Raw genomic sequence first — 24,427 nt, forward strand, 5'->3', positions numbered from 1 at the left:
TGATCCCCTTGCTCGTGATCTCACCACTCGTGATGGGTGTGGGTGTGATTTCACCGATCGCACCCGACGGCCGCAGCCTTCGCCAGACCCGCGTATTGATACGCGAAATTGGCACCCCAGTACAGGACCGACGACGGATAATCGCGGGGCACCGCCCGCATCACCACCCCGTCGGCACGGCACTGGTCGAAGATCATCCGGGCGCGCACGAGGTGGAAGCGCCAGCTGATGACGATCATCGAATGCCATCGGCGCTCGCGCGCCATGCGGGTCGCGAACATGGCCTCACCGACGGTGGTGCCCGGCTGGGGAACGAAACAGATCACCTGCACCGCAGCGGTACTCGAGGCACACGCGCGATCCATGACCGGGTCGGGGACCTTCCCGTCGAAGCGGTTGTACGGGTCCGAGAGCAGCACCACCGGTGCGTAGCCGCGTCGGGCGAGGTCGATGCCGTACTGTTCGCGCCCGTCGTGCTCGCCGCCGAGGACGACGATGGCGTCGGCGCGGCGCAGGGCGTCCTCGTGGGACCGGTAGAACAGGAAATACCCGACCACCCAGAACGCCGACCCGAGCAGGAGCGCGGTCACCACACCGACGATCAACGCCCGACGCAGGGTGCGATGCCGCCGCAGGTATGCGCGCATTCGGCCCTAGCCGGCGCCGACCGGGGCCGGCCGGACCGTCGCGTGCGCCGAGGCGGGCTCATCGGACGCCGAAAACCGCTGGGCGAACACGAGAAACGCGATCATCACCGACAAATCGGTCACCGACACCGGGATGGTGACGGTACTGAAGTCGAGTTGCATGCCCAGGACGAAGAACCCGATGAAACATCCGCCGAAGAAGGCCGGCTCCCAGCGGGTGTGTCGCAGACAGCGATACGCCAGCCAGCAGCAGTACAGCATGACGACGGTGAAGGCGACCCCGACGAACAGACCGCCACGATAGATCGCGAGCAGTGGTGCGTTGGCGACGTAGTTGATGGTGAACGCCAACGAGGGATCCTTGAACTCCGGTATGCCCCATCCGTGCCCGAGGAGCCAGTGGCCGGCCATGTTGGCCGGGTAGTCGCGCAGCGCGTCGCCACGTGCCGACGATCCGGTGTCACCGGAACCGAACGACGAGAAGATCCGGTGCCGCGAGGCCGGGACGGCGGCGAGAACCACCATTCCCGCGACCATCGATCCGGCGATGTATCCGCGGGCGCGCCCGGTCATGGTGTGGAACAACAGCATCAGGATGACCCCGAGCACCACCGAGAACAACGCCGCCCGGCTCAGGGTGCCGGCGATGCACACCAGCAGGAACAGTCCCAACAGCCAGCGGGTGCGTCCGCGAAACACCAGTGGGCAGATCATCAGTGCCGCGAGCAGTCCGATGCCCGCGGCGTTCGGGTCGATGAACGTCCCCGACAGGCGCGGGATCGCGGTGGCGCCGGTGTAGACGAAACGTCCCGCCGATGCCGGGGTGTACCCGAACGGTGAGAGCAGGCTGAAGGTCTTGCCGCCGCTGTCGACGGTCAGCATGACGAGGCCGATCAGGCCGGACACAGCTGTGGCGCCGACGAACACCCGCCCGAAGGTGGCCAGTTGCGATCCGGTGAGCCGACGCAGGGCGACGATCAACAACACCGCCGTCGCCCATTTCGCGTACTCGACGATGTCGGCGAGGCCGGTCATGGTCAACACCACCGACGGAATCGCGATCAGCGCGAACAGGATCAGCAACCGGTCCAGCGGCTGCAGCGAACTGCGGTAGCGCGCAACGGAAGACCCGGCTGTGGACGACCGAGCTGGGGACGGCCCTGCTGGGGGGTGGATGACGGTGGCGAGCAACACCGCCGAGGTCATGGCGAAGATGAGGGGCAGATGCACGCCGGGCACATACCCGGCGGGTAGGCAGGCGATCACGGCGGCCAGCGTCCACAACAGCCAGGTGGGATGCGCCAGCCCGATGTAGGTGCCCGCGATGACGATGGCGAGCAGCATCACCAGTTGGGTCGGCGTCGGCCCGGCAAAGATGGCGGCAAAAGTGATCGCCGACACCGCACCCACGATTGTCGCTGCGCGCACTGTTCCCACGGTGAGCATCTTTACATGACCGGGCCCGGGTCACACGCCGAAGAATGCCGAACCAATGGCGCCCGGCGCATCGGTGAGTGCGTTTTCTTGGGCATTCAACTCTCCGAGTGCGTTGGCGGCGGTTGTCGACTATGGTCTGCGAAAGTGCCATCAGGGTCGGCGAATGTCTGAGTTCACCGGATAGGCCCGAAAAGGTCACTGCGGCTGAGGCTTAGAGGTGGGTCCGGCCGACTGAAAGGAGTTTGCCCGGTGGCTGTTCGGGAATACGTCCACATTCTCGTGAAGTTCTGGTGGGTGCTGATTGCCGGAATGGTGATTCTCGCCACTGCCGGATTTGTTTACGGAATGTTCATCCAGCCTGTCAAATATGTGTCGACGGCAAAGCTCTTCGTGTCCGCGGAGGGCGGCACATCGGTCGGGGAGTCCTACCAGAACAACCTCTTCGCCGAGGCGCGGGTCAATTCCTACGCCCAGGTCGCCACCAGTGACCAGGTCGCCGAACGCGCCTCCCGTGCCCTCAACGGTCAGGTGAGTGCTGCCGACCTGAAGGCCTCGACGACGGCCACCCCGGTCGACAAGACCGTCATCCTCGACATCTCGGTGAGCGCCGGCTCGGCCGCCCGTGCCCAGTCGGAGGCTGCGGCGGTGACCCGCGAGACGGTCGCCGTCGTGCAGGAACTCGAGACCTCGCGGCGCGGTGGTGAACCCGCGGCCACCGCCATCGTCTACGACGAGGCGTCGCTTCCCGGTGCCCCCTCCGGGCCGGCGTGGTGGTTGCTGACCGCCCTCGGTGCCGTGGTGGGTCTGATCGTCGGTGTCGTCGTCGCACTGCTCCTCGGATTGCGGGCGCGCCGACGTGTCAATGATCCACTCGCACTTGCTGATACCACAGATCTTCCGGTGCTCGCGGTGATCGCCGACGAACCTGCCCGAGCCGAGGCCGTTCTCATCACCGACCTCGCGCACGATCCGCAGGGCGACGGCTACCGCGACCTGCGTAACAATGTCAGATTCATCGGCGCGAAACGTACTCCCGACGGCACGGCACCGCGGCTCGTCGCGGTGGTCGGCGCCGGTTCCGAGGTCGGCACGTCGACTGTTGCCGCCAATCTCGCCGCCGAGATCGGCGGGTCGCGCCAATCGGTGGTGCTCGTCGACGGCGACCTGCGCGACCCGTCCCTCACGGCGCGCCTCGGCGGTGGTGCGAGCGCGGGCCTCTCGACCATCCTGACCGGGGAGTCCGACCTGCTCGGGCAGGTCCAGACCACCACGACGCCGGCCTTCCTGCCGGCCGGCCCCGTCCCGCCGGCACCCGGCGAACTCCTGGGGTCACGTCGGCTGGAAATGGTTCTCGCACAAGCACGTCAGCACTTCGACGTGGTGGTCGTCGACGCCGGGGCGCTCGGGCCGGACGCGCGCGCCATCGCCGGTCTGGCCGACGGTGTCGTCGTCGTCGCCCGTCGTGGCCGCACCACGCGCTCCGCGCTGCGCACCGCGGTGGAGTCCGTCGGCACCGTCGGCACGGTGATCGGCACGGTTCTGACCTTCGGCGCCCCGGCCCGCCGTGCGTCGTCCGCGGACGCCGGCACCCCGGCGAGGACCGACGCCGCCCGATCGTCCGCGGACTCCGAGGAGCCGACGCCCGCGGGCACGGCATCCGGGTCGGTGGTATCCGGTTCGGGGGAAACCGGGTCGGGTCTGCCCGAACCCGCGCTGCGTGAGTCGCGGTGAAACAGCACCGGCCGCACAGCACCTCGGGCGGGCCGCGACGTCGATGGAGGACGGTGATCGTCCTGGCGGCCACCATGATTCTCGGTGCGTCGGCGTGCGCCGCCCATGACGACCAACCCGGGGCGATCGCCCTGGCCCCCGACGTTTCCGGGTCGCCACTGGTGACCCCGTTGCCCGCCCCGAGTGTTGATCGTGCGGCCGGCGGATCGGCACCGGGCTCGGTGCTGACCGTGGGCATGGCGGGCTCCGAGGAGATCGCACCCATCACCGAACTCGGTGCCGTCGTACATCGCGTCGAATACCGCTCCACCTCCGGGATCACCGGCCGGCCGACCGTCGTGTCCGGGGTCGTCGCGGTTCCCGGCGGCCGACCCCCCGCCGGGGGATGGGTGACCGTCGCACTGGGCCACGGTAACTCCGGCGTCCGCCACAAATGCGCTCCGTCGCTCTACACCAACCTGTTGGGTAACGACGTGATCATCGCGGCGTTGCTGTACAACGGTTTCGCCGTTGCCATGTCCGACTATCAGGGTCTCGGCATGAACGACGTCGACAACCCGTTCCTCGATGCGCGCACCTACGGGTACAACATGATCGACGCGGTCCGCGCGGCCCGCGCCACCTACCCGTCGCTGTCGGACAAGTGGATCTCCTACGGGGTGTCACTCGGTGGGATGGCCGCCTGGGCCGCAGGCGATCTCGCCGACTCCTACGGCGGCGGCCTGGACCTGTTGGGTACGGTCGGGCTGGTTCCGGTGTCGAACATGCGGGATCTGGTCACCAAGGCCGAGGCGGGCACCCTCACCCGCGACCAGTACCCGCTGCTCGCGTACCTCATCGACGCGCTGTCGCGGGTGCTCCCCGACGAGTTCAACGCCGACGACTACCGCTCGCCGTACGCCAAGTCGGTGTGGGAAGACGTGTTGAATTGCATCCCCGCAGGTGATTTCGAGGGTCAGCTCCGCGCCACCGCATCGCTGGGACCGCAGGATCTGCGACCCAGGACCGCCGCCGCCGGGCAACGCCTCTACGACTGGCTCGATCGCACCGGCCTCCCGCTGGGCACCGGGAACTTCGGCGGCAAACCGTTTTTCATCATGTACGGCTCCGACGACCCGCTGATCGACTGGCCGTGGACCGCCCGCGTGATCGCGCAGTCCTGCCGGCAGGGCGGTCACGTACAGGCCATCAAACGTATCGGTGAATCCCACTCCACCCTGGATTCCAGCCAGTCGGTCGCCTGGATGCGCAGTCTCGCGAACGGCGGACCCACCCCACCGGAGAATTGCGGTGACCTTCCATGAGGTCACCCAGCGACCGCACACCCGCCGACTACGCCGCACTATGGGTCCGGGGTCTGCCGGTGATCGCCGCCGCCGCCCTCGGGGCGATCGTGGCCGGACTCGTGGCCTTCATCTTCCTGCCGCACGCCTACGAGTCGCAGGCACGGCTGCTGGTCACCGCGACCGGCCCGGCGACGGTGTCGGCGGCACAGGCCTCCGATCTGGCCGGGCGACTGCGTATCTCGAGTTACAGCGACCTCGCCGTCTCCGACCAGGTACTGGGACGCACGAGCCTCGCCGATGCCACCGGCGCCCTCGGCGGCGCCGACATCGCCGCGCTGCGCAGCCGGATCACGGTGCTGCCGTACGGCGACGGCGCCGTGATCACGATCGTCGCCAAGGGCCCGACCGCCGACGCGGCGCAGACGCTGGCCCGCGGGGTCGGCACGAACCTCGCCGCGTTGGTCACCGAACTCGAATGGAGCCGCACCGACGGCATGCCGCAGTATGACGCCGAGGTCATCGACGCCGGTTCGTCGGTGGCATCGGTGTCTCCCGGGATCTCGACGACGCTGCTGACCGCGCTCGTGCTCGGCGTGGTGCTCTCGAGCGTGTGCGTCGTGGGTGTCGGGATCTCCCGCGACGTCATCGAGACGCCGCGGGAAGCAGTTGTCCGCGTGCGTGAACCGGCGATGGGGGCCGACCGATGACAGACACTCACGAACCGACTCCTCGGATGGCGGCCGAGGCACCACCATCGCGCCGACGTGCGGGATGGTGGCTGGCGATCCTGGTGATCGTCGCCGTCGTCGCCACCGGATGTTCGTCGAAACCGGACTCCGCTCCCACCGGCTCCGACGACCTCGGTGTGGCCTACGACGTCAACACCAGTGGCACCGGACCGGGCGCACTGCGCGCCGCCCAGACCATGCCGTACCTCGACCGCCGCGTGACCGCACAGGCGAGCACCGCCCTGCGCATCCGGTATGTGTCCACCGACGGCCGCACCGGAGCCCCGACGACGGTGTGGGGCGCGGTGTTCGTCCCGTCCTCGGCCCGACCGGCCGACGGGTGGGATACCGTCGTTCTCGCCCACGGGACCACCGGACTCCTCGGCGAATGCGGCGTGACCCTCGACCCGGCTCTCGGCGACCTCGCCGCCACCGCCGCGGCGTGGCTCGAGCAGGGCTACGTGGTGGTCGTGCCGGAGTATCAGGGTCTCGGCTACCCCGGCAGCAGCGATCCCACCCACCCCTATCTCGACGCGCGGACCGAGGGGATGAACGTCATCGACGCAGTCCGGGCAGCCCGGGCACTGGTGCCAGGGGTTTCCACCCGCTGGGCCGCACTCGGCGGTTCCCAAGGCGGACAAGCGGTATGGGCGGCCAACACGCTGGCCGGCACCTACGGAACGGGACTCGATCTGCGGGGGACAGCGAGCCTGTCACCGGCCGCGCAGTTCTCCGGTCTGGTCGATCTCGCGACCCGCCGACAACTGACCCTCGACCAGTACGGCCTCTACACGTGGCTGATCCTCGCCGTGCAACAGGAGAACCCCGGATTCGACATCGGCAAATACGTACGCGGCGCGGCCCAGAGCCATTGGAATGAACTGGCCCAATGCCTTCCGGCGCACGCACAAGCGCGTGCGAGCATCCTGCGATCGTTGAGTCCCGACGATCTGACACCGGACTCACCGGCTGACGCCGCCTCGCTCACCGCGTTGCTGGCCCGTCGCGGGGTGCCCGACCAGCGCCCGGCCGCACCGATGCTGGTGCTCTACGGCGGGCGCGATCAGTTGATCGACTCCCGGTGGACCGCCGCGGCCATCGGATCGGCGTGTGCCGGCGGCGCCACACTGCAATCGCAATTCCAGCCGAACGCCGACCACGGCGGCGTCAGTGGCGACATCGTCGTCGGCTGGATGCTCAACAGGTTCGACGACGAGCCGGCGTTCTCCACATGCGGTACCGCCCCCCGGGAGTGAGCAACGATGACCGAAGAACTCGCCGACCGACGGCAACCACCAGTCACGCCCGCCGCGACACCGGCGGACCCGACCCCCACGAGCCCCCCGGCCTACAAGGCCGGCCGCATCCGCGGGCTCGACGGACCACGCGGTGTGGCGTGCTGGGCGGTGCTCATCGTGCACGTGGCCAATCAGTGCTCCCCGGACACGATGGCCAAGGGCGGTCTGGCGTTGCTCGGTCAGGCACTGATCTTCTTCTTCGCACTCTCGGGTTTCCTGCTGTACCTGCCGTATGTGCGAGCCCTGCTGCAGCACAAGCAGACCCAGCCCGACACCCGCGCCTACGTCATCCATCGGCTGCTGCGGGTGTTCCCCGGCTATCTCGTCATCTTCCTCATCGTGAACTTCGCGCTGCAGGCCTCGTTCCTGCACAACGAGTGGGCGTCGAGCCACACCGGCACCGACGCGGGCACCGGCATGATCACCGATCCCGGGCAACTCGCCACCAACCTGACCCTGTTGCAGTCCTACTTCCCGCACTACCTGCAAACCGGTATCAGCCCGTCCTGGTCGCTGACCCTCGAACTCGTCTTCTACGCCTGCCTTCCGGTGTTCGGCGCGGCAATGTGGTTCCTGCGGCGGCGATTCGGCACCAACCTCGCCGCGCTCGTCCTCGCACCACCGGCGATCCTCATCGTGCTCGGGATCGCCGGTAAGGTCCTGGCCGCCTGGCTCACCGAACGCGCGGGCATCACCACCACCATCGAGGCCAACTGGGGACCGAACTGGGCGGCGGTGGTTCTGCGCAGCTTTGTGGCCTCGAGTGACAATTTCGCCTTCGGGATGCTGGCGACGGTGGTGTTCGTGGCCGTCGGCGTCGGGATGATCGACGCCCGCCGGGTGCGACCGATCCGGGTCGCGGCGATCATCGCCATCGTTCCGAGCCTGCTGATCATGCTGGTACTCATCGCCGCCGGCTCCAACTTTCAGTCCACGTTCACCGCACTCGCCTCCGGTCTGCTCATCCTGATCATCGTGTTGCCGATGGCGGCGGGCGGCGACAGCGTCTTCGCCCGCGCCCTGGACTGGCGACCCCTGGAGTATCTGGGAAGGATCTCGCTGAGCATCTACCTGTGGCATTTCCCGGTGATCATCGTGCTGATCAGACTGGGTGTGCTGCAGGGGGATTCCTGGGCCGGACTGGCGGTCAACATCGTGGCATGCAGTGCGGTGAGCTTCGCCCTGGCCAGTGTGACCTTCCATTTCGTGGAGAAACCCGCCATGACCTATGCGCGCCGGTTCAAGGTGCGATGACGGGAGTGATCCGTGGTCGCCGGACGGGAGTCATCCGTCGGCACCGGGTGCTGTTCGGTCTGCTCGCGTTCGCGGTGATCGTGCTCCTCGTGCTGGTGGTGGTGATCTCGGTGCGTCTGGCCGCCGTCCTCGTCGTCGGTAAGGAGGCGGTGGGATTCCGGCCCGGGCAGGGTCCGGGATCGGTGGTGTCGGCCGAGACGTTCAACGGTCTGCCGATCTCGACGAAACTCGCCGGGGTCAAGGCCTTTCGCGTGACCTACCGCTCCACCGACGCCACCACGAACGCGCCCACGGTGGTCAGCGCCGTCGTCGTGGCCGGTACCGGTGACGCACCGCGCGGGGGCCGGCCGGTGATCGCCTTCGCCCACGGCACCACCGGGATCAACACGCCGTGTGCCCCGTCGGTCGCCACCGGCATGTACGGTCTCGGGGCGCTCGCCGGCAATCTCGCCCGACAGGGATATGTGGTGACGCTGCCCGACTATCAGGGTCTCGGAGCGCCGGGGGTACACCCGTATCTCGACGCGCCGACGGCCGGCTTCAACGTCATCGACAGTGTGCGTGCCGCGCGCGCGGTACTCGCCGACACCTCGTCACGGTTCGTCGCCTACGGCGGCTCCCAGGGTGGCGGGGCCGTGGTCGCCGCCGCCACCGAATTCCCCACCTACGGTGCGGGGCTCGAGATGCTCGGTGCCGCCGCGCTCGCCCCGGCCGCCGACGTCGTCGGTGTCGTGGGCAAGGCGCGTGCCGGGACCGCCACCCCCGATCAGCGACTGATGCTGCAGTGGGTGATCGAATCGTGGGCGCGTGCCGACCACAGTGTTGCCCTCGACGACTACCGTGCCGGCGCCGCCGTGGCGGGCTGGGATGCGTTGTCGCAGTGTGCCCCCTCGGCCGGTGCCCGCCGCGAGGCGGTGGCCGCACAGCTGCGCTCCACCGACATCGCGCCACGCACCACCGACGCGCAGAACCGTCTCGTCGCCCGCCTGATGCGTTCCCGCGTGCCTGTCACCCGCACACCGGTGCCGATGCTCATCGCCTACGGCGGCAAGGACACCTTCATCGATCCGGACTGGACCCGCGCCTACATCGGTGAATTGTGCGCCGCCGGCACCGTCGTCGACGCCGACTTCCAGCCCGACAAGGGGCACGGCGACCTCAACGGTGATGCCGTACTGGGATGGATCGGCCAGAGATTCACGGGCGCAACCGCTCCCGATACCTGCGCAGGAGGATGACCACATGACCGATCAGACCGAGTGGGCGCCGTCGGCCGCCGAGTTGCGGATCCACGGTGACGCCGCGAAAGCCGTGCAGTGGCGTATCCGGGCGAAGGACATCGTCAAACGGGCGCTGGCGTCCGGAACACCGGTCACCCCGACCCCGCCCTATCAGGTCGTTGCCGTCCTCGGCCAGTCCAACGCCCATGGTGCGGGTCGGCTCGTCGACGCCGCGGCCGCACCCGTCGTCGATCCGCGAGTGCATCAGTGGCCCGGATGCGGACGTCGCCGTGGACGGATTCTGCTCGCCGAGGATCCGCTCCTGCACGGAATTCCCGGTGCGGGAGTCGGATTCGGGACCACCTTCGGTCGGCTGCTCGCCGAGGACACCGGCAGCGCGGTCCTGCTCGTCCCCGCGGCGCGCGGCGACACGAGTTTCCACCCGAAGAACGGGTTCAGTTGGGACCCCGACGAGCGCTCGGTGCGCGTCAACCTCTTCGACCGGGCCGTCACCCAGATCGCGGGCGCGCTCCGGGCCGCCGGTCCCGAATCCGAACTCGTTGCGGTGCTGTGGCATCAGGGGGAGAGCGATGTACCGCTGACGGCACCGGAGGTCTATCGGGACCGCCTCGACACCCTGATTCGGCGCCTGCGTGACCGATTCGGCACCGTGCCGTTCCTCCTCGGGCAGATGGTGCCCGAGGAGATCACGACCGGTCACGACCGCTATCCCGGAATCGATGCGGTACACCGCGATACACCGTCCCGGCATGAGATGTGCGCCTTCGTCGAGGGCCCCGAGGGGATGCACATTCCCGGTGAGGCCATCCACTACGACGCGGCCGGCGCCCAGGTGTTGGGGGAGCGGATGTTCCGTGCCTACGCCACGGTCCGGCTCGACCCGGCGGGCTGAGCCGTGGCGACGTCATGGTCGACCGACGCCATGTCGTGCTCGACCATCGCCGCCACCACCTCGCTGAAGGTCTTGGTGGGGCGCCAGCCCAGCGTGGTCCGCAAGCGGGTGCTGTCACCCACGAGGTCGATGCTGTCGGCGGGCCGGAACAACGACTTGTCGGTGCGGACGTGATGATGCCAGTCGGTGATGCCCGCGGCCGCGAACGCTGCGCCGGCGAAGTCGGCGACGCTGTGCGAGACGCCGGTGGCGACGACGAAATCGTCGTCGACCCGCGCGGTGGCCATCGAGATCATCGCCTCCACATAGTCCGGCGCCCAGCCCCAGTCCCGTCGGGCGGCGAGATTGCCCAGCGCGAGTTCGGTTCTCGTGCCGGCCGCGATCTCGGCGACCGCCCGGGTGATCTTGCGGGTGACGAAGTGCGGGGCCCGCAGCGGCGACTCGTGCGGATAGAGGATCGCGTTAGACACGCCCACCCCCTGTGCACGAAACGCCGCGGCAAGCAGATGGCCGTAGGCCTTGGACACCCCGTACGGCGATGTCGGGCAGAGCGGGGTGGTCTCGTCCTGCGGTGCAGTGCACGTGCCGGCGAAGATCTCTCCGCTGGAGGCGTTGACCACATGCACCGGGTGGCCGTCACGCACCAGATCCCTGGCCGCGGTGAGCAATGCGGCCGTCGCCTGGGCGTTGATCTGACCGGTGTGCACCGGGTCCTGCCAGCTCTGGCCGACCGATGACACGGCGGCGAGATGGAAGATGACGTCGGGTCGCACCATCTCGACCACCGATGCGCACGCATCGACATCGCCGAGGTCGACCGTCACCAGCTCGGCGTCTGCGTGCAGGTCGGTGTCGCGCACCGGACTGCGGCCCGGCCCGATGACGCCGGTGGTCGACCATCCGCGTTCGGTGAGTGCCGCGATGAGCAGCCGACCGTCCTGGCCACTCGCGCCGGTGATGAGCGCGCGGTGGGGCATCACGCCACTTCGCGTGTCACGGAACCGGATTCGGCCGCGACATCCGACCGCACCATCATCCGGACGAGGGCGTCGAAGTCGACCTCCGGCTTCCAGCCGAGTTGTGCACGTGCCTTGCTGGAGTCGCCGATCAGCAGGTCCACCTCGGCCGGCCGGAAGAAGCGCGGATCGATGTGCACGAAGCGCTCCCAGTCGCTGATGCCCACCTCGTCGAAGGCCACGTCGAGGAGTTCTCGGATGGAGTGGGTCTCGCCGGTGGAGATCACGTAGTCGTCGGCGTCGGGTTGCTGCAGCATCAGCCACATCGCACGCACGTAGTCGCCGGCGAAACCCCAATCGCGTTTGGCGTCGAGGTTGCCCAGCGCCAGCGAATCCTGGATGCCGAGATGGATGCGTGCGACCGCGCGACTGACCTTGCGGGTGACGAATTCCGGTCCGCGACGCGGTGATTCATGATTGAACAGCACGCCGGAACTGGCGTGCATTCCGTAGGACTCGCGGTAATTGATGGTCATGTAGTGACCGAAGACCTTGGCCACCCCGTACGGCGATCGCGGCCACAGCAGCGTCGATTCGCGTTGCGGAACCTCCTGCACTTTGCCGAACATCTCCGAGCTCGAGGCCTGGTAGAAGCGGATCTGTTTGCCGGTGGTGTCCTGGTGCAGGCGCACGGCTTCGAGCACGTTGAGCACGCCCGTACCGGTCACGTCGCTGGTCAGGCGGGCGTTCTGCCACGAGTACGCGACAAAGGAGACCGCGCCGAGGTTGTACACCTCGTCGGGATCGGCGAAGGCCATCGCTCGCATCAGGCTCGACAAATCGAGCAGATTCCCGGAAACGATCTCCACGAAGGGATGTGAGATGGCCAGCGCGTCGGCCTTCGGGTTGTTCTGCCCCCGAACCAGTCCCACGACTCGGTAGCCCTTGGAATGCAGCAGTTCGGACAGATAGAGGCCGTCCTGACCGGTGATACCGGTGATGAGCGCGGTTTTCATGCCAACCCCGTTTTCTGATGAGAGTGGATGCCGTGGACGCAGCATCGTCGGCGAGCCCGTGCCTCGGGTCCGACAAAGAGATGTTCGCATGGGCCGCGAGAATTGGCGCGTCGAGACACCTGAATTGGACATCATTGGGGCGATTGTCACGCAATTCACACGCATTTCATCTCCGAGGGAGAATATGTAAGAAGCTCTGGTTACGATGCGTGCATGAAACATGTCTTGCCGAGCGCGGTGTGCCGTTTGCGGGTGTTCTCGATCGTTCTCGTCGTGTTCGCTGTTCTCGGTGTGGGAATGGTCGGCGCCGAACCGGGCCGCGCGAGCGCCGAGGTGTCCATGCCGCCGGACGGCTACGGGTTCGCCGGCGGCAGCGACCTGTTGTGGCTGTCGCAGGCCGACCTGAACCGCGAGCTCGACGGCGTCGTCAAGACCAAGGCGAGTTGGCTGCGAGTGGTCATCGACTGGAACTCCATCGAGCCGACCGAGGGCACCTACAACTGGTCGACGCCGGACCGACTGATCAACTCGGCCCGGGCGCACGGTCTGAAAGTGCTGGCCACGGTGGTGTCGTCGCCGGCGTGGTCGCGTCCGGCGGGTAGCTTCTTCACCGCGCCGCCCACCGACAACGGTGACCTCTCGACCTTCCTGCGCGCCCTGATCGCTCGGTACAAGGCCAACGTGTCGAACTATCAGATCTGGAATGAGGTGAACCTGCCGCTGTTCTTCGGCGGCAGTGTCGACGCCGCGCGGTATACCTCGCTGCTGAAGTCCGCATACACGGCGGTCAAGGCGGCCCAGCCCGGCGCGACCGTCATCAGCGCGGGTCTGGCGCGCTCGGTCGGTCCGTACTCGCCGCTCTCGTACTACACCGCGATGTACAACAATGGCGCGCAGGGCTACTTCGACGCGGCCGCGATGCACCCGTATGTCTTTCCCGGCGGAATCACGACCAACCCGGAGAATGTCATCAGCGACACCGTCGGCCTGCGCAATCTGATGATCGCCCGGGGTGACGGCGCCAAGAAGATCTGGTTCACCGAGATCGGTGCACCCACCGCGTCCGCCTCCCCCGACGGGGTGAGCCAGGTCGAGCAGGCCAAACAGATCACCGACATGCTCTGGTACGCCGCCAACTGCGGGTTCGCCGGTCCGACGCTGATCTACACGATCCGCGACTCGGGGACCAGCACCACCGACCGCGAGCAGAACTTCGGGGCGCTGTTCACCTACGACTGGGCACCGAAATACGCCGCCTCGGTTCTCGCGGGGTGACCGTCGGATTCTTCCGACTCCGTATGCGAAACAAAGAATGGTTTTCGATCATCGTGTAAGCAGTGTTACAGAATGCGCGCGAGATCCCGGTCACAATGCACTCGAGATGCCGATTTCAGGAAGCGGTGTTAGCGTTTCCCTGTCCCAGGGATGCGGTGGCATTCCCAGCACGCTCTGACTGATTCCGTGGTGAGAATTGTGCACGTGGCCGTAGGTGGCGGTCGTGTGCCTCTGTCTGGTCTTGCCGCGGCGATCTTCGGGCTGCGTACTCACAGAGAATGGATGGACCCGTGGTTACTGATGACGCTCCACGTCCAAGGATCGCCATTGCGCACGACTATCTGACCCAACGCGGTGGAGCAGAGAAGGTGGTGCTGTCGCTGAGCCGGGCCTTCCCGGAGGCGGTGATCCACACACTGCTCTTCGAACCCGATCAGACCTATCCGGAGTTCGCCGAGAAGACCGTCGTGACCTCGCCGGTGAACCGGGTCGGATTCCTGCGCAAGAACCACCGGGCCGCGTTGCCGCTCTTGCCCTTTGCTGCATCACGGATGGTCATCGACGCCGACATCGTGCTCACCAGCACCAGCGGGTGGGCGCACGGCTTCTCCACGACCGGAACCAAGATAGTCTACTGCTATTCGCCTGCGCGATGGCTCTACCAGACCGACGTGTACCTTGGGGAGTCGCCGAGCGGACTCAAACGGTTTGCCATGGCGGCGATGGGACCGGGACTCAAGCGGTGGGACCGTCGGGCCGCCTACGACTGCGATCGGTACCTGGCGATCTCCAACGCGGTCCGTGACCGCATCCGCACCACCTACGGACTCAGCTCCACCGTGGTCTCCGCACCGGTGACCGCACCCGCCCCGGTCGAGGGCGCGGTATCGCCGGACGCGTCGCTGACCGACGCCCCCTTCTTCCTGTGTATCTCCCGGCTGCTGTCCTACAAGAACGTCGACAAGGTCATCGAGGCCTTCCGAGGTAGCGGGCGTCGCCTCGTCGTCGTCGGCCGTGGTCCGGAAAAAGATGCGCTGCAAGCGATCTGCCCCGACAATGTGACCATGCTCCAGGATCTCGCCGACACCGAGATGGCGTGGCTGTATCAGCACTGCACCGCGGTCGTGGCGGCGAGCTACGAGGATTACGGGCTGACCCCGCTCGAGGGTGGCATGTACGGCAAACCGTGTGTGGTGTTGCGATGGGGCGGATTCCTCGACACCGTCGTGGAGGGCATCAACGGTGACTTCTTCGACGAGCCCGAACCCGAGCAGATCCGTGATGCGGTGGACCGGGTGGTGGCGATGGACTGGGATACCGACGTCATCCGCCATCACGTACACAAGTTCGACGAGAGCGCGTTCATCGGCGAGATCCGACGGGTGATCGACGAGAGTGCGCCAGGTTACAGATCGGCAGCACCCGGAACGACCGACCTAGGACCGGCGGCATCGGCAAAGGAGATGGTGTGAGCGACAACGAGACCGTGGCCGCCCCGGCGAGCGTCACCGTCCCCGAACGGGACGATTTCACGCCGAGGTATTCGTTCAACGACATCTCCACGATCGCCAAGACGCGCAATCGCGTCGGAATCCTGCTGTACAACAACCTCATCACCTTCATCCCGTCGCATACGATCCGGCAGGGCTTCCTGCGGTTGTTCGGAGCCAAGATCGGCAAGGACACCTCGATCCTGCGGGGCTGCCAGGTCTTCGACATCGATCAGATCCGGATCGGTGAGGCCTGCTCCATCGGATTCCGGGTGCTCTTCGACGCCCGGTCGGGGATCTGCATCGGTGACAATGTGGTGATCGCCAGTGACACCCAGATCATCGCCGGCAAACACGACCCGGCCAGCCCGGAGTTCGTGCCCGTCATCGAGCCGGTCTACATCGGCGACTACGTGTGGATCGCCAGTCGCGCAACCATTGTCAGTGGTGTCAGCATCGGACGCGGTGCGGTGGTCGCCGCGTGTGCCATGGTCGGCAAGGATGTCGCCGATCTCGACATCGTCGGCGGGGTGCCCGCTCGCGTCATCTCCAAACGTCCCGAGACCGCACTCCGATACCGGCCGAAGTACCGGCCGCTGTTCTACTGACGCCGACAGTGATGGCAGAGTTGGCGGATCTACGGGTGATCCACGTGGGCCCGCGCGCCGAATGTGGCGGGGTGGGCTCCTATTCGGTGCGTTTTGCTGAGACGTTACGTGGCCATGTGGCCGAGGTGATCGAGGTTCGACACGGGAGCCCCGGGTCCGACACGGTGGCCGACCTGCGTCGGCGGCGTCGACACCTGACCGAGTTGATCGCGGCGTCCGACCGGCCGACCGTGCTGCACGCCGAGTTCTCCGGCGGATCGGTGGAATCCTTCTGGCCCACAGCCGGTCTCGTGGCATCGGACAAGCTTGCGATCTCCGCGACGGTGCACGATCCGCCCGGACTGGTGTGGTGGCCCGCGCGCACGCGATTCCTGCAGCGTCGGCGGTTACTCAATCACGGCCTGCACTTCCCGATGCGTGCGGTCTCCCGCCGCGTCGAGCGGGGGGTGTTCGGTGATCGGATTCTGTTCGGCACCAGCGTGATCGGCGCACAATCGCTGCGGGAGCGCTATCCGGACGCCACGGTGCACGTTGCGCCCCTGACGGTGCGGGCGATGCCGGAGATGCCGCCGGCCCCCGACCGTCCGCGAGCCGTCGGGCTTTTCGGACTCGTATACCGGGGCAAGGGTTTCGAGCATGTCGAACGACTGCGCGACGAACTACCCGACGACATCGCCATTCGGATCGCCGGCCGCGGCACCGAGAACCTGCCGAGCCGTGACGGCATCGAGATCCTCGGCGGGCTGGCCGAGGAGGAGATGGCCGGGTACTTCGCCTCGATTCGGGCGCTGGTGGTGCCCTACGGCGATCGCAGCCCGTACGGCACCGCCTATCCGTCCTCGGGTGTGGTCGCCGATGCCATCAGTCATCTGACGCCGATCGTCACCACCGGTCACGGTGCGCTGCGCGAGTTGGGGGCCGAGGGTGGGGCCGTGGCGATCGACGACGGCGTCAGTCCCGAGCAGACACCGGCCGCGCTCGCCGGCACGATCGTCGAGATCGTCGATGACACGGAGCGTTTGGCGATGATGGCCGCGAGCGTGGAAGGTATGCGCAAGCTGCGCGAACCCGACACCGTGATCGGGGGCTATGTCTCGGTGTGGTCGTCGGTGTTGGGGACGTCGTCGGTGTCAGAGAGTTCAACGAAGCCTGCGGGGTCGCGGTGACGGTGACCGACGCCCCGACTCCCGTCGATGGTCGCCGCAATGTGATCAAAGCGGTGGTCGCCGCCGGCTGGGCCTACGGCGGCCGCGCCTCCGGGTTGCTGTGGACCATCGTGGTCGTCGCCCATCTCGGCGTCGGGTCCTACGGGCAGTACGCGATGGGCTTCGCGTTGGGCGCGATCATCGCTGCTCCACTGGACAATCCGTTCAACGTCCGCGCGATCCGCGAGTCCAGGGAACGTTTCCTCACCGAGCGCGCCTCCCGAGCCCTGCTCGGTATCGGATTGATGATCGCCGGCGCGGCGTGCTCGCCGTTCTCCTATCTCGCATGGTTCGCGCTGGTCGTCGGTGGCGGCGAGATCGTGTTCAACGCGGTCAAGAGCGCCCCGCTGCGCGACGGACACCCCGATCGGGTGATGCGGATGGACACCATCCGCCAGTTCTCCAGCATCGTCCTCGGCGCCGGATACCTTCTGGTGGCACCGCATCCGAACCTGACCGCTGCCAGTGTGCTCTACGCCCTGCCGTACGTGGTGGTCGCCGCGCGTGGGCTGATGCTGGTGCCGGGCAACCGTCCCGGCATTCCCGGCCATCCCCGGCTGATCGCGGTGCTGTTCGCCGAGCACCTGGCCAATGCCGCGTACATGCAGGGCGACATCCTGCTGCTCGGTGCCCTCACCGATTCCGACATCGCCGGGTATTACGCGATCGCGAGCACCGTCGGTTGGGCCGCAGCCCAACTCGGGATGGCGTTGGGCAACACCTATCACGAGCCGCTCCGTGCAGCCGGTGGTGCGCTGAGTGCCGGCCCACCCACCAAACACATTGCTGCCGTGGCGGTGACGACGTCCGGATCGGTGATCGCCGCCGGGCTGATCATGCTCGCCACACCGTTCTCGACGCAGCTGGCGTGGTCGTTGGTGATCATCGGGGTGTTCGTGGCCATGCGGGTGGTCAACTTCGTTCTGATGACGGTGTTGTACGTGCAGCGCCGCGATATCGTCCGCAGCGTCGCCGCCGGCGTGCTCGCCCCGATCAAGCTGCTGTTGGTGTTCGCGCTGGCGCATTGGGGATCGATCGGTGCGTGTATCGCGTCGGTGGTGACCGATGCGCTGCTGCTGGTCATCTATCTCGTCGCGGTGCGCCGTCCGATTCCCGCGGTGGAAGCCGAGCAGGCTGCGATGGTTCCGGAACAGACTGTCAGAGAGGGTGAATGAGATGACGTCGGTGACGTTCTTGCTGTCGAAGGACCCCGAGCACGAGCACGGCGGAGACATCGCCCTGTCGCGGGTCGTGATGGACATCGCACGGGAGAACTTCGATGTGCGTGCGGTGTGCCTGTCGGGCAACGGGGTTGGCCCGAACGCCGACGGCAGCGTCGTGCGGGTACCCAAGCCGGCAGTGAAAGGGCCGTCGCTGGCGTGGCGAAGTGTGACGACGCGTCGCAGTCTGTGCCACGTCCGCTACGACGTCGACGAGTTGGTCGACGCCATCGACACCACCTGCAGTGACGTCTATGTCGCCGAGCATTCCTATATGGCAGAAGCATTTCTGCGTTCGCGACACAGTGTGTCGGCACCGTTCGTCATCAGCACCGTCAACCCGGAGTCGTCGGTGTGGAAGCTGACCCGCGGCACCATCGGCAGGCTCGAGGCGCCGCGCATCACCGCCGACGAGTTGCGGGTTGCCCGCAAGGCCGACGCCCTCGGCGGCTACGACCTCGAGGAAGCGCAGTACTACCGCGACAACGGCGTACCCAACGCGCGATGGATCGATCTCACCCTGCCGCCCGGTGTTCCCGCTCATCGTGACATCGCGCCCCCACGACTGGCATTCATGGGTACTCGAGGATGGCCGCCGAACCAGGAGGCCTTCCTCGAGGCGCTGCGTCTGTGGCCGGAGATCTCGAAGGGCATCGACGGCGCAGAACTCTGCGTCATCGGCGCCCCGAAAGCCGGCGCGAAACAACCGCCGCTGCCCGACGGCGTCCGCGACCTCGGCTTCGTCGACGACATCACCGCGTTCTTGAGCACGTGTCGTGCGCTCGTCGCCCCCGTGCGCACCGGCGGTGGAGTGCGGGTGAAGCTGCTCGATTCCGCCAGCATCGGTCTGCCCGTCGTCGGAACCTCGGCCGCCATCGGCTCCCTGGGCCCGGTTTTCGGACTCACCCCGTACGACGACGATGCCGAATTCGTGGCCCGCTGCCGCGAATACCTCCTCGACGCCGAGATGGCTCGCAAAGAGGGCGAACGCCTCTACGACACCAACGCCGCCCGATGGCACGACCGCGTCCCTCATGAGGCCGTCGAATCCCTCATCCTCCGTCGCCCCCCGACCCCCGGTCACTGACCCCGTCCCCTATAATCGGTCGTCGATCCTCGAGACCTATTGTGCCACTGCTGGTTCCGTACTCCCGCTGTCGCGCCGTATGGTTGCCGCGTCTTCCTCTCGCTGGTCGAGGTGTGAGGCGCGCCAGCGCCGAGCCTCGAGACCTCCTGTGCCGCTGCTGGTTCCGTACTCCCGTTGTCGTGTCGCCGGGTCTCGAGGCCCTCGCCCTTGCGGGCTCGGGCACCTCGACCATCGGCGGAAAAGCTCTGCCTCTCATCGGCGAGACACCGGGGAATCTCGATGTGGTGGAGAGCGTGATCCAGGTGGTAATGGGAATCGACCCACCCACCGCGATGCTCGGAACATTGCGTTCGGCGCCATCGGCCGCGCTGAGCGCGTGCGTGTGGCTCGGTCGACTCGGCGCAATGGATGCGCAGACGTGTCTGATCGTAGCCACCGACGATCAACCTGCACGATGCCGGAGCTTGTGCACGGGCCTACACTGGGTCGCATCTGCGACGATTGTCGGGAGTGTGATCACGATGTCGAGTACAGAGCGTGTCCACGCGCTCGTTGACGATCGACTTGCGCTTACGGTCGGACTCGGTGCTCTGCTGTTCTTGGCTGTCGGCGTGGCACAGTTTCTGTTTGACACGGCACCGAATGTCTGGGCACCGTCGTGGGTCGCGATCTTCACCGCTGCCGTGTTGGGTGCCGAAGGTTTGCTGCTGTGGCGCCGCCGTGACGTGATCAAACGTGTCAGCGCACCGATTGTGGTGACCGCGACCGCTGTCGTGGTGGCAATCAACCCGCTCGTGTACATCGCGTTCACTGGTATCGCTTACCCCGCAATCGGTACGTTGCTGGTGATCGTCGCCTTGGGTGCGTTGGTTCCCTATCCGCGCATCGCCGTGGTCCTCATCGCGCTGGTCAATGTCGCCGCCGCTGCATACGCCATCCACTTCACCACCGATGTCAGTTTCGGCTCGGTCATTCTGCAACTCGTGAAGGCCGATGTACTCGCGCTTATCATCGCGCTGACGTGGCAGCGGACCGAGCGTCGACTGCACCGTGCCAATGAGACCATTCGGGCCCTGGCCATCACCGACGACCTCACCGGATTGCTGAACCGCCGCGGACTGACGACCCGCGGCCACGTTCTGCTCGATGAAGCACTCACCCGCGCTCGACCGGTCGTCGTCGGCAGCATCGACATCGACGGACTCAAGCACCTCAATGACACTCGCGGTCACGCCGAGGGCGACAGGATGATCCAGGCCGCCGGCGGGTCGCTGCGGTGGCTGCTCGACGCCGGTCAGCTCGCCGCTCGCATCGGGGGTGACGAGTTCGTCGTCCTGATCGTCAGCGACAGTGACACAGGCGTCCGGCAGTTGCAGAATCGGGTCGTGGAATCGATTTCCGCGCTACCGCAGTCGGCGTCGATCGGGTGGGCTGCGCCGGAGCCGGGTGCCACGACCACGTTGACGCGTCTGCTTGCCGAATCGGACCGCGAAATGTTGTCCCAGAAGCGTCGACGCCGTGATGGTCGCAAGGATGCGGGTTGAACGTTGCCATTGCGGCAGCGACTATCCTCGAGACATCCTGTGCCGCTGCTGTTTCCGCATCATGAGCGTCATTCGGTTGTCTGACTTCTACTTGTCTGCCGGGCCCTTCTTCTCGCTGGTCGAGGTGTGAGGCGCGCTGGCGCCGAGCCTCGAGACCGCTTGTGTCAGGGCTGGTTTGGACCGTCGCTGCCGTCCGGAGAGATCGACGGGCGACACGCGAGAAACCAAATCGAGAATACGCCCGCGCGAAATGGCGCTACTGTGACCACACGCGTCGATGAAGGAGAGGCCCCGTGATCCGGCGACTCAGTGTCATGGCCGTGATAGTCGCGGCTGTCGTGCTGGTGGCGGGCTGTCACAGCTCGCAAGGGGCCGAGCCATCAACGATCACTCGCACTGCGACGGCAACCGCCACCGCGTCGTCGAGCACGTCGTGTGCGCCCACACCGAGTTGGCTGGCCGGCAGCGTGGTGCCCACCGGCGGGCCGTCTCCGGACACATGGGGCCATCTCGACACCCATCCGAAGGCCACCAACTTCGATGCCTGCCAAAAGGGATTGGGTTACGCCATCCTGGCCGGCCAGAACGGTGACCGGGACCGGCCCGCAGGTACCGGCTCGAGCCTGTTCGAGGCACTCGCGATCTTCGTCGACGGCAAACTGTCGACGATCCGCCCGTACGAGTTCCGCGAGATCCGGATCTCGTCGGCCACCCCTGATCGCATCGTCGCGTCGGTCGACACCCGATCCAGCGGTGTCGAGCAACCCGCGTGGAAGTCCGCCACGTTCACCGTCTCGGGCGGAACTGTCACGGCCACTCCGGATCTCGATACCATCGCCGACGGTAGGCTCTGGCTGGAACTGAGCCCACAGACACCAGCCACCACGACAACCACCGCAGCCGGTCCGGTGTTCGATCGAGGCAGCTACCGAATGCTGCCCGCATCCCAGTTCGCCGACGGCGGACCGGGTTCGACGTTCGGCTTCGCCCTGCCGTCGGGAAACGTCATCTGCTCCGGCACATCGACGAGTCTGCTGTGTGAGACCAAGTTCAGCGTGCCGGTACCCCTCGATGACACCTGCGGTGTGTACGACCGACAGGACGAGACGAATGCGACGATGTTCGGCTGGGCGGACTTCGACAAACCGGTGTGCGCGTCGTTATTGCAGGGCGCCTATCGCCAGGTCGGAGCGACGTTGCCCTATGGCACCGCCGTCACCTGGCAGCCCCGCCCCAACCTGACGATCGTCTGCTACTCGCGGTCGGCCGGTCTCGCCTGCGAGAACCCGAACGGCTACGGCTTCACCCTGGCCCGGGAAGGCTTCACGCGGTATCGGGTGGGCTGACCGTCATGCTGCCGTGAACGATCACCGGCGCAGCGTCAAAAGATCGTATGGAACGCGGTATCGCTCGCTTGGCGGACGTAGAACGGCACAGTGCTGAACATCGCGACCCGCACCGCCCCGACGGATTCCGGACCGACACCGGAGACCCCGGAACCGCCCGACCCTGCCGAGAAACGGCGTCTGACCGCGACCACCGGGCTCGCCGCATTATCGCTGGATGCGATGGCGTCAGTGGCCTACGGCCCGGAGGCGATCGTCGTTGTCCTGGCCGCCGCGGGTAGCCACGCCCTCGGGCTGACGCTGCCGGTCAGCGCGGCCATCGTTGCGCTGCTGGCCATCCTGATCGCATCGTATCGGCAGCTGATCGCAGTCTTCCCCGACGGGGGAGGGGCGTATGCGTCGTCGAAGCGCTATCTCGGCCGGCGTCCGGCGCTGGTGGCGGCGGCGTCCCTGGTCATCGACTACGTGCTCAACGTCGCTGTGTCGGTGGCGGCCGGGACCGCTGCGCTGACGTCGGCGATCCCCGCGGCACGGCCGTACACGGTGTGGATCGGTCTGGGCGTTCTGGTGCTCATCACCGCGGTCAATCTCCGCGGCATCGTCAGCAGCGCAATGGTGTTCATGGCGCCGACGGTTATCTTCATCGTGTCGATCCTCTCGCTCATCGTCGTCGGACTGATCACCGGTGGGCACCCCACCCACTCCTCGGTCGAGCACACCACCGGCACCCTCACCACCGTGGGACTCCTGTTGGTGCTCAAGGCATTCGCCAACGGATGCGCCGCATTGACCGGTGTCGAGGCCATCGCCAACGCCACCCCGCAGTTCCGGCAGAACCGGGTTCGACGTGCCCAGCATGCCGAGGTGGCACTCGGTGTGCTGCTGGGTGCCATGATGCTCGGGGTGGCCGCGCTGGTGGAGGTGCTGCACATCGAACCGCGCGACGGGGTGACCGTGCTCTCGCAGATCACCGAGGGCGTCTTCGGGCGTGGTGCACTGTATTACGTCATTCAGGCGGCGACGGTCATCCTGCTCGCGTTGGCCGCCAACACCAGTTTCGGTGGACTGCCGCAGCTGATGAAGGTGGTCGCCGCCGACGACTACCTGCCGCATCGGCTCACCCGCGCCACCCATGGTGTCTACCGCGAGGGCGTGCTCGTACTCGCTGTTGCCGCCGGCATCCTGATCGCGGTGACCGAGGGCAACGTCAATCTGCTCGTGCCGTTGTTCGCGATCTGCGTGTTCATCGGATTCACGCTCGCCCAACTGGGTTTGGTGCGGCACTGGTGGTCAGCGCGCACTCGCGGGTGGCGATGGCGTCTGGCGCTCAACGCGATCGGCGCCACAGCGACCGGCCTGGCCACCGTGGTGGTGACCGTGATGAAGGCCGACGAGGGGTCGCTGTGGGTCATCGTGGTGCTCGTCGTGCTGGTTGCGTCGATGTCGGCGGTCTCGCGTGCATACCGTAAGCGCCGGATCGCCGCGGCTGCCGCCGACCATCACGCCGATCTCGTACGAAAGACGCTCACCCACCGCTCCTTTGCCGGGCAGGGGATCGCCGTGGTGCCGGTATCGCAGCCGTGCATCGCGGTCGAGGACGCGCTGCGCCGGGCCCGATCCTTCGGGCGGGAGGTCCGGGTGGTGCACGTCGAGGTCGCGGTGTCCCCTGAGGAAGGTTTCGCGACGTGCTGGCGCGAGCGGCATCCGATGGTGCCGCTGGAAACCCTGTACGCCGTCGACGAGGACTCGATCGTCGAGGCCATCACCGACTACGTCGAAGGCCTCACCGCCACCGACGACGTGCTCGTCGTCATCCCCGATCCCGACGCCACAGCCCGCTCACGTCTCCTCTCCGCCGGACGCGCCGATGATCTCGAAGATGTCTTGCGGCGCGACACCGCAGCGCTCGTCACGCGGGTGTGCGCGCGGCCGATGGCCTGAAACCAGCGTCGGCACAAGCGGTCGCGAGGCTCGCCGCACGCGGCTAGCACCTCGACCATCGGATAACGGCCCCCGATCACGGGGCTGCCCTTCCGCTTTGCCGTGGGCCGGCCTTTCCCCCGATGGTCGAGGTGCCCGAGCCCGCTAGGGCGAGGGCCTCGAGACCCGGTGAGATGAGAGGTATCGTATCCACCGCGGGACTGACGAAACCAGCATCGGCGCAGG

The 24,427-nt window shown here is 66.9% G+C and carries 20 protein-coding genes; 16 read left to right on the plus strand and 4 right to left on the minus strand.

Annotated features, from left to right (window positions below):
• Positions 1–50: 50 nt before the first annotated feature.
• Positions 51–647 (minus strand): YdcF family protein, encoded by a 597-nt coding sequence (locus J6U32_RS08010; protein ID WP_208794528.1) that lies wholly within the window; start codon positions 645–647, stop codon positions 51–53.
• Positions 648–653: 6 nt separating this feature from the next.
• Positions 654–2,075, minus strand: a complete 1,422-nt coding sequence (locus J6U32_RS08015) for an O-antigen ligase family protein (protein ID WP_244332691.1) — start codon at positions 2,073–2,075, stop codon at positions 654–656.
• A gap of 258 nt (positions 2,076–2,333) precedes the next feature.
• Here J6U32_RS08015 and J6U32_RS08020 point away from each other — a divergent pair, with 258 nt between their 5' ends.
• From J6U32_RS08020 to J6U32_RS08050, 7 genes are read left to right on the plus strand one after another with little or no spacing between them, the layout of a single operon-like run.
• Positions 2,334–3,815 (plus strand): polysaccharide biosynthesis tyrosine autokinase, encoded by a 1,482-nt coding sequence (locus tag J6U32_RS08020; RefSeq protein WP_208794531.1) that lies wholly within the window; start codon positions 2,334–2,336, stop codon positions 3,813–3,815.
• 53 nt (positions 3,816–3,868) lie between these two features.
• Positions 3,869–5,119, plus strand: a complete 1,251-nt coding sequence (locus tag J6U32_RS08025) for a lipase family protein (protein ID WP_208794533.1) — start codon at positions 3,869–3,871, stop codon at positions 5,117–5,119.
• Positions 5,116–5,808 carry a polysaccharide biosynthesis protein gene (locus J6U32_RS08030; RefSeq protein WP_208794534.1) on the plus strand — a complete coding sequence of 231 codons (693 nt, stop codon included), beginning with the start codon at positions 5,116–5,118 and terminating at the stop codon, positions 5,806–5,808. Before J6U32_RS08025 ends, J6U32_RS08030 begins: the two co-directional genes overlap by 4 nt.
• On the plus strand, positions 5,805–7,085 hold the full coding sequence (locus J6U32_RS08035) for a lipase family protein (RefSeq protein ID WP_244332693.1): 1,281 nt from the start codon (positions 5,805–5,807) through the stop codon (positions 7,083–7,085). Before J6U32_RS08030 ends, J6U32_RS08035 begins: the two co-directional genes overlap by 4 nt.
• Before the next feature lie 6 nt (positions 7,086–7,091).
• Positions 7,092–8,381, plus strand: a complete 1,290-nt coding sequence (locus J6U32_RS08040) for an acyltransferase family protein (RefSeq protein WP_208794536.1) — start codon at positions 7,092–7,094, stop codon at positions 8,379–8,381.
• On the plus strand, positions 8,378–9,619 hold the full coding sequence (locus tag J6U32_RS08045; protein ID WP_208794538.1) for an alpha/beta hydrolase: 1,242 nt from the start codon (positions 8,378–8,380) through the stop codon (positions 9,617–9,619). The genes J6U32_RS08040 and J6U32_RS08045 overlap by 4 nt, the downstream gene beginning before the upstream one ends.
• A 4-nt stretch (positions 9,620–9,623) precedes the next feature.
• On the plus strand, positions 9,624–10,514 hold the full coding sequence (locus J6U32_RS08050) for a sialate O-acetylesterase (RefSeq protein WP_208794540.1): 891 nt from the start codon (positions 9,624–9,626) through the stop codon (positions 10,512–10,514).
• On the opposite strand, the gene J6U32_RS08055 is transcribed toward J6U32_RS08050, so the two are convergent.
• Positions 10,481–11,491, minus strand: coding sequence for a GDP-mannose 4,6-dehydratase (locus tag J6U32_RS08055; RefSeq protein WP_208794542.1), 1,011 nt, complete (start codon positions 11,489–11,491; stop codon positions 10,481–10,483). The two genes, J6U32_RS08050 and J6U32_RS08055, sit on opposite strands and share 34 nt — an antisense overlap.
• Positions 11,491–12,486 carry a GDP-mannose 4,6-dehydratase gene (locus tag J6U32_RS08060; protein ID WP_208794544.1) on the minus strand — a complete coding sequence of 332 codons (996 nt, stop codon included), beginning with the start codon at positions 12,484–12,486 and terminating at the stop codon, positions 11,491–11,493. The genes J6U32_RS08055 and J6U32_RS08060 overlap by 1 nt, the downstream gene beginning before the upstream one ends.
• Before the next feature lie 213 nt (positions 12,487–12,699).
• Between J6U32_RS08060 and J6U32_RS08065 the strand changes: the two genes are divergently transcribed.
• From J6U32_RS08065 to J6U32_RS08105, 9 genes are all read left to right on the plus strand, one after another.
• On the plus strand, positions 12,700–13,761 hold the full coding sequence (locus tag J6U32_RS08065) for a beta-galactosidase (protein WP_208794546.1): 1,062 nt from the start codon (positions 12,700–12,702) through the stop codon (positions 13,759–13,761).
• Positions 13,762–14,051: 290 nt separating this feature from the next.
• Positions 14,052–15,233, plus strand: coding sequence for a glycosyltransferase (locus J6U32_RS08070; RefSeq protein WP_244332694.1), 1,182 nt, complete (start codon positions 14,052–14,054; stop codon positions 15,231–15,233).
• On the plus strand, positions 15,230–15,859 hold the full coding sequence (locus J6U32_RS08075) for an acyltransferase (RefSeq protein WP_208794549.1): 630 nt from the start codon (positions 15,230–15,232) through the stop codon (positions 15,857–15,859). Before J6U32_RS08070 ends, J6U32_RS08075 begins: the two co-directional genes overlap by 4 nt.
• Positions 15,860–15,870: 11 nt before the next feature.
• On the plus strand, positions 15,871–17,025 hold the full coding sequence (locus J6U32_RS08080; protein WP_208794551.1) for a glycosyltransferase: 1,155 nt from the start codon (positions 15,871–15,873) through the stop codon (positions 17,023–17,025).
• Positions 17,022–18,239, plus strand: a complete 1,218-nt coding sequence (locus J6U32_RS08085; RefSeq protein WP_244332695.1) for a lipopolysaccharide biosynthesis protein — start codon at positions 17,022–17,024, stop codon at positions 18,237–18,239. Before J6U32_RS08080 ends, J6U32_RS08085 begins: the two co-directional genes overlap by 4 nt.
• Position 18,240: 1 nt before the next feature.
• Entirely contained in the window at positions 18,241–19,371 is a 1,131-nt protein-coding gene (locus tag J6U32_RS08090) for a glycosyltransferase (RefSeq protein ID WP_208794553.1), read from the plus strand.
• Positions 19,372–19,892: 521 nt separating this feature from the next.
• Positions 19,893–20,915 carry a GGDEF domain-containing protein gene (locus J6U32_RS08095; RefSeq protein WP_208794555.1) on the plus strand — a complete coding sequence of 341 codons (1,023 nt, stop codon included), beginning with the start codon at positions 19,893–19,895 and terminating at the stop codon, positions 20,913–20,915.
• A 314-nt stretch (positions 20,916–21,229) separates the two neighbouring features.
• Entirely contained in the window at positions 21,230–22,261 is a 1,032-nt protein-coding gene (locus J6U32_RS08100) for a hypothetical protein (protein ID WP_244332696.1), read from the plus strand.
• A 90-nt stretch (positions 22,262–22,351) separates the two neighbouring features.
• Positions 22,352–24,202 (plus strand): APC family permease, encoded by a 1,851-nt coding sequence (locus J6U32_RS08105; protein WP_208794559.1) that lies wholly within the window; start codon positions 22,352–22,354, stop codon positions 24,200–24,202.
• The last annotated feature ends 225 nt before the right edge of the window (positions 24,203–24,427 follow it).

The organism is Gordonia polyisoprenivorans (assembly GCF_017654315.1).
In the GTDB taxonomy this organism is placed as follows: Bacteria; Actinomycetota; Actinomycetes; order Mycobacteriales; family Mycobacteriaceae; genus Gordonia; species Gordonia polyisoprenivorans_A.

Excerpts from the sequence above, each read along its gene's own strand:
- J6U32_RS08090 (WP_208794553.1), top strand. The coding sequence starts at position 18,241 with ATGACGTCGGTGACGTTCTTGCTGTCGAAGGACCCCGAGCACGAGCAC.
- J6U32_RS08040 (WP_208794536.1), top strand. The coding sequence starts at position 7,092 with ATGACCGAAGAACTCGCCGACCGACGGCAACCACCAGTCACGCCCGCC.
- J6U32_RS08010 (WP_208794528.1), bottom strand. The coding sequence starts at position 647 with ATGCGCGCATACCTGCGGCGGCATCGCACCCTGCGTCGGGCGTTGATC.
- J6U32_RS08100 (WP_244332696.1), top strand. The coding sequence starts at position 21,230 with ATGGCCGTGATAGTCGCGGCTGTCGTGCTGGTGGCGGGCTGTCACAGC.
- J6U32_RS08035 (WP_244332693.1), top strand. The coding sequence starts at position 5,805 with ATGACAGACACTCACGAACCGACTCCTCGGATGGCGGCCGAGGCACCA.
- J6U32_RS08045 (WP_208794538.1), top strand. The coding sequence starts at position 8,378 with ATGACGGGAGTGATCCGTGGTCGCCGGACGGGAGTCATCCGTCGGCAC.
- J6U32_RS08065 (WP_208794546.1), top strand. The coding sequence starts at position 12,700 with ATGAAACATGTCTTGCCGAGCGCGGTGTGCCGTTTGCGGGTGTTCTCG.
- J6U32_RS08095 (WP_208794555.1), top strand. The coding sequence starts at position 19,893 with ATGTCGAGTACAGAGCGTGTCCACGCGCTCGTTGACGATCGACTTGCG.
- J6U32_RS08055 (WP_208794542.1), bottom strand. The coding sequence starts at position 11,491 with ATGCCCCACCGCGCGCTCATCACCGGCGCGAGTGGCCAGGACGGTCGG.
- J6U32_RS08050 (WP_208794540.1), top strand. The coding sequence starts at position 9,624 with ATGACCGATCAGACCGAGTGGGCGCCGTCGGCCGCCGAGTTGCGGATC.
- J6U32_RS08080 (WP_208794551.1), top strand. The coding sequence starts at position 15,871 with ATGGCAGAGTTGGCGGATCTACGGGTGATCCACGTGGGCCCGCGCGCC.
- J6U32_RS08030 (WP_208794534.1), top strand. The coding sequence starts at position 5,116 with ATGAGGTCACCCAGCGACCGCACACCCGCCGACTACGCCGCACTATGG.
- J6U32_RS08060 (WP_208794544.1), bottom strand. The coding sequence starts at position 12,486 with ATGAAAACCGCGCTCATCACCGGTATCACCGGTCAGGACGGCCTCTAT.